Annotated in this window: 6 protein-coding genes and 1 pseudogene; 1 reads left to right on the forward strand and 6 read right to left on the reverse strand. The window is 71.5% G+C overall.

Annotated features, from left to right (window positions below; translation table 11 throughout):
• The first annotated feature begins 348 nt into the window (after positions 1-348).
• A complete protein-coding gene (locus tag ROTAS13_RS19820) occupies positions 349-1,542 on the forward strand; it encodes a M20 aminoacylase family protein (RefSeq protein ID WP_075823188.1) in 1,194 nt (397 codons plus the stop codon).
• A 76-nt stretch (positions 1,543-1,618) separates the two neighbouring features.
• Here the strand turns inward: ROTAS13_RS19820 and dmeF are convergent, their stop codons facing one another.
• The 6 genes and pseudogenes from dmeF to ROTAS13_RS27375 form a co-directional block, all read right to left on the reverse strand.
• Positions 1,619-2,551 (reverse strand): CDF family Co(II)/Ni(II) efflux transporter DmeF, encoded by a 933-nt coding sequence (gene dmeF / locus ROTAS13_RS19825; protein WP_075823189.1) that lies wholly within the window; start codon positions 2,549-2,551, stop codon positions 1,619-1,621.
• Positions 2,548-2,826: a metal/formaldehyde-sensitive transcriptional repressor gene (locus ROTAS13_RS19830; RefSeq protein ID WP_075823190.1), complete on the reverse strand. Its 279-nt coding sequence runs from the start codon at positions 2,824-2,826 to the stop codon at positions 2,548-2,550. Before ROTAS13_RS19830 ends, dmeF begins: the two co-directional genes overlap by 4 nt.
• A 217-nt stretch (positions 2,827-3,043) precedes the next feature.
• Positions 3,044-3,406, reverse strand: coding sequence for a DUF423 domain-containing protein (locus ROTAS13_RS19835; protein ID WP_075823191.1), 363 nt, complete (start codon positions 3,404-3,406; stop codon positions 3,044-3,046).
• A 48-nt stretch (positions 3,407-3,454) separates the two neighbouring features.
• Positions 3,455-3,880, reverse strand: coding sequence for a GNAT family N-acetyltransferase (locus tag ROTAS13_RS19840; RefSeq protein ID WP_226945998.1), 426 nt, complete (start codon positions 3,878-3,880; stop codon positions 3,455-3,457).
• 77 nt (positions 3,881-3,957) lie between these two features.
• Complete coding sequence (locus ROTAS13_RS19845) at positions 3,958-4,407, reverse strand: GNAT family N-acetyltransferase (protein WP_075823193.1); 450 nt, start codon at positions 4,405-4,407, stop codon at positions 3,958-3,960.
• Positions 4,407-4,607 (reverse strand): annotated as a pseudogene (locus tag ROTAS13_RS27375) (hypothetical protein); the annotation flags it as partial. The gene ROTAS13_RS19845 and the pseudogene ROTAS13_RS27375, both read right to left, overlap by 1 nt.

The raw sequence follows: 4,607 nt of genomic DNA on the forward strand, positions 1-4,607 counted from the left end.
CCTGGACCCGATGAGTTGGTTCTCCTTGTGGCCGGATCGCGCCGGAGAGCCATGCTCTCCGGCGGGCTGCCGGTGCCGCCCACGCGGACAAGGTGTCTTTCTTCTTTCCGAGCCCCGCGTCGCCACCTGCTCCCCGGGATCGGGTTGCAGGCTGACGGCAACCGCACAGAGTCAACTCAGGCCCGGGGTCTGGGGACCGGCTTCGGTCCCCGGCGGAGAGGGGGGCCGGGCGGAGAGGCAGCGCCTCTCCCCCGGGGGTTGGGCAGGACAGAACCGCCAACCCTTCTTGCGCACCGTCCCATACCGCCGTCTCCTGTCACCTGGCCTGCGCCTTGCACGGAAACGCCCATGAACGACGCCCTTCTCGACCGCATCCGCCAGCTCCAGCCGGAGCTGACCGCCATCCGCCGCGACATCCACGCCCATCCCGAGATCGGCATGGACGAGCACCGCACCTCCGCCCTGGTGGCGGCGAAGCTGCGCGAATGGGGATTGGAGGTCACGGAAGGCGTCGGCCGCTTCGGCGTGGTCGGCACGCTGAAGGGCAAGGCGCCGGGGCAGCGTGCCATCGGCCTGCGCGCCGACATGGACGCGCTCTATATCGAGGAACAGACCGGCAAGCCTTATGCCTCCACGAACAAGGGGCTGATGCATGCCTGCGGCCATGACGGCCACACCACGATGCTGCTGGGCGCCGCCCGGTACCTCAGCGAGAACCGTGGCTTCGGCGGCACGGTCCAGTTCATCTTCCAGCCCGCCGAGGAAGGCCGCGGCGGCGCCAAGGCCATGCTGGCCGACGGCCTCTTCGACCGCTTCCCCGTCGATGCCGTCTATGGCTTGCACAACGAGCCCGGCCACCCGCTCGGCACCTTCATGACCCGCGTCGGCCCCGCCCTCGCGGCCGGCGACCGCTGGACCGTCACCTTCCGCGGCACGGGCGGCCATGGCGGCGCCACGCCGCATCTCTCCACCGATGTCCTCGTGCTGCAGGCGCAGTTCATCCTGGCGCTGCAGACCATCGTCAGCCGCAACGTCGCAGCGGTGGATTCCGCGGTGATCAGCGTCGGCGCCGTGCATGGCGGCTCGCTCGGGGCGCTGAACGTCATGCCCGCCGAGGTCACGCTCGGCGGCACCTGCCGCTCCTATACCAAGGACGTGCGCGACACGATGGAGCGCCGGATGCGCGAGCTCGCCACCGGCCTCGCCGCGTCCTTCCACTGCACGGCGGAGGTCGCCTACAACCGCGGCGGCACCGCCCTGGTGAACCACGCGGAACAGACCGCCATCGCCGTTTCCGCCGCCAGCGCCCTGGTGGGCGCGGGCAAGGTGGACGGCAACGCGCCCCCCGTCACCGGCGGCGAGGATTTCGCCGCCATGCTGGAGGCCCGGCCCGGCGCCTTCGTCTTTATGGGCCAGGGCGCCGGCGGCGCCACCTCCGAGGGCCTGCACACCCCGACCTATGACTTCAACGACGACGCGATCCCCTATGGCGTCGGCTACTGGGTCAGCCTCGTCGCCGAGGAGATGGGCATGGCCTCCTGATCCGCCGCCCCGGGGAAGCCCGCCTTCCCCGGCCTTCCTCCGCCCCGGGGAGGGCCGTGGTTGCCGCCGGGGGAGATCAGGCCCCCCGCGGCCCGGCTGGCTCGACCTCGATCGTCACATGCGACAGCTCATGGATCCGCGCCAGCTTTCCGCGGTAATAGGAGGGTGGCCGTGGCGCCGCCGATGCGATCGACAGGATCGCGCCGTGGTGGCCGGGGCCAAGCTGCCAGACATGCAGATCGGTGATCGTGTCGCCCGGCGCCTGGATCGCGGCACGGATCTCGTCGGGCAACTCCTCCCCGGGCGGCAGGTAGTCCAGCAGGACGCGGCCCGCGTCCCGGATGAGGCTCCAGGACCAGCGGGCGATGACGAGGGCGCCGACGACCCCCATCACCGGGTCGAGCCACAGCCAGCCATAGAGGCTGCCCGCCCCGAGTGCGACGATCGCCAGCACGGATGTCAGCGCATCCGCCAGGACATGCACATAGGCGGCGCGCAGATTGTTGTCGTGGCCATGATGATGATCGTGGCCATGGTGGTGATGCCCGTCCCTCAGCAGCCAGGCGCTCGCGAGGTTCACCGCCAGTCCGATGGCGGCCACGGCGATGGCCTGCGGGAAGTCGATCGGAACGGGCGCGTGGAGGCGCAGCACACTTTCCCATCCGATCAGCAGGGCGATCATCGCCAGGACGATGGCGCTCGAGAATCCGGCGAGGTCGCCCAGCTTGCCGGTCCCGAAGGTGAAGCGGCGGTTGCGGGCATTCCTGCGCGCGTAGACATAGGCCAGGGCCGCGATCAGCATGGCGGCCGCATGGGTGGACATGTGCCAGCCATCGGCGACGAGGGCCATGGAGCCGAAGATCCCGCCGGCGACGATCTCCACCACCATCATGGTGGCGGTAAGGGCGATGACGAACCAGGTGCGCCGTTCGTTGCGGGCATGGCCCTCGCCGAGGAACACATGCTCATGCTCGCCCGCCGCCAGGGCGTGGTCCCGGGGCGCGCTCATTTGAGATAGGTCCTCACGACCTCGATGAGCTCGGCGGCACCTTTGGCGCGCTCAGGGTCCGTGTCGGTGTCCGGGTCCGCGACGTGGTTGCGGATGTGGTCCTCCATCACCTCGGCGCTCAGGCCGTGGACAGCTCCCCGCAGCGACGCGACCAGCATCAGCACATCCGCGCAGCCCAGTTCCGCCTCCAGGGCACGCTCGACGGCCTCGACCTGACCCTTGATGCGCCGCACGCGGGCGATCAGCTTGTTCTTGTTCCCGATCGTATGGGTCACGTCCCCTCCATGCCGATAGGGTAGGGGGCTATGCTATCCCATCGGGCAAGCCTCCTGCCAGCCATGATCGGACTGCCGGCGAAGCTTCCTGGACGGGCAGGCGGGGACCCGGTGCGCCATGAGCCATCGGAGAGGCACGGCCCCGCGGCTCAGCCCCGCCGCCGGCCGGCTCCGGGCGTATCACGGCCCTTGGCGGATCAGGGGGCCGCAGACCGCCTCAGCGGCGCAGCGCCGCCAAGACCAGGCAGGCCCAGCCCAGCATCAGCAGCACGCCGCCGGTCGGCGCCACCACGCCGAGGGAGCGCCCCAGCACGGCCACCGACCACACCGCTCCGCAGAACAGCACCGTGCCCACCCCGAAGCCCAGCCCGGCGAGGTTGAGGAAGAGCCCGCCCCGCCGTTCCGCCAGCAGCCCCACCGCCAGCAGGGCGAGCGCGTGCCAGCCCTGCATGGTCAGGGCCTGGGAGAGCAGCCGCGCGCGTTCCGGGGCGGCGGCGAAGGGGGCATGGGCGGCCCAGGCCGAAAGCCCCACCGCCAGGAGTCCCGAAAGCGCGCCGAGCGCGATCCAGATGCGTGCCATGGGAACAGGGCTTAAGCAGATCGCGGCCCCGCCGGGAAGCGGCCGGTCCTACAGCGTCTTGGACAGGAAGATCCGGCTCGTCCCGGGCGGCAGGCAGGCGACCTCGCCGAAGCGGCGCCAGCCATGGCGCTCGTAGAAGCCCGGCGCCTGGAAGCTGATCGTGTAGAGCACGGCCGCCACGCAGCCGCGCCGACGCCCCTCCGCCTCGAAGGCCTGCAGGATCGCGCTGCCCAGCCCCGCGCCCCGGCATTCCGGCGGCAGGTAGAAGAGGTCCAGGAAGAGCAGCCCCAGCGACGACCGCCCCGTCGCCCCGCCCAGGATGGCACCGGTCCCGGGGTCGCGCGCCACAACGGCGACCGGCTGCCGGTCCGCCTGGCCGGTGACCACATCGTTGAAGGCGTTCAGCCCGCCGCCGATCACGGCCTCCATTTCCGGGGTAATCGTGTCGGTGACAAGAAGCCGGGGGAACGTCACATCCGTCGCTTTCTGGCCATGGGCGGCAACGGCGTAGCCGATCGCCTGGAACGCATCAAGAACGCAGGGTCGGCCCTTTACGCCCCGCCCGTCAGGTCCAGCCGCAGCACCAGCGCGTCCGACCCGTCGGCATAGTACCGCCTGCGCCGCCCGACCTCGGTGCAGCCCGCCCCGGCATAGAGCGCCCGCGCCGCCGCGTTCCGCTCCGACACCTCCAGGAACAGCGCCTCCGCCCCGCGCGCCGCCGCCGCCATGGCGGCCGCGCCCAGCAGCGCCGCGCCCACGCCCTCGCGCCGCCGTTCCGGCCGCACGGCAAGGGTCAGGATCTCGGCCTCCCCCACCATGGCCCGCGCCAGAACGAAGCCGGCCTCGCCGCTCTCGTCCCCGGCCAGGATGCCGAAACTGTCGCGCGCCTCCAGCATCGAGCGGATCGCCACCTCGCCCCAGCGCTCGGCGGGCGGAAAGGTCGAGGCATGCAGCACCGCCAGCCGCGCCGCCTCCTCCACCCCCACGTCGCGCAGCCGCATCAGCCCCGCACCGCCGGCGGTTCCAGGTAAAGCGGCTCCGCCTCGCGCGGCGGCAACTCGCCCCGCAGGCGTTGCGCCGCCACCGCCGCCACGCCTTCCGGCTCCGGCAGGCGCAACGCCGTCAGCCGCACATCCGCTCCCATCGCCCGCAGGGCTTCCTGTCTCTTGATCACATCTACGCACAGCTCCACCGTAAGGCG

Origin of the sequence: Roseomonas sp. TAS13, assembly GCF_001950415.1 — a bacterium.
Taxonomy (GTDB): Bacteria; Pseudomonadota; Alphaproteobacteria; order Acetobacterales; family Acetobacteraceae; genus Roseomonas; species Roseomonas mucosa.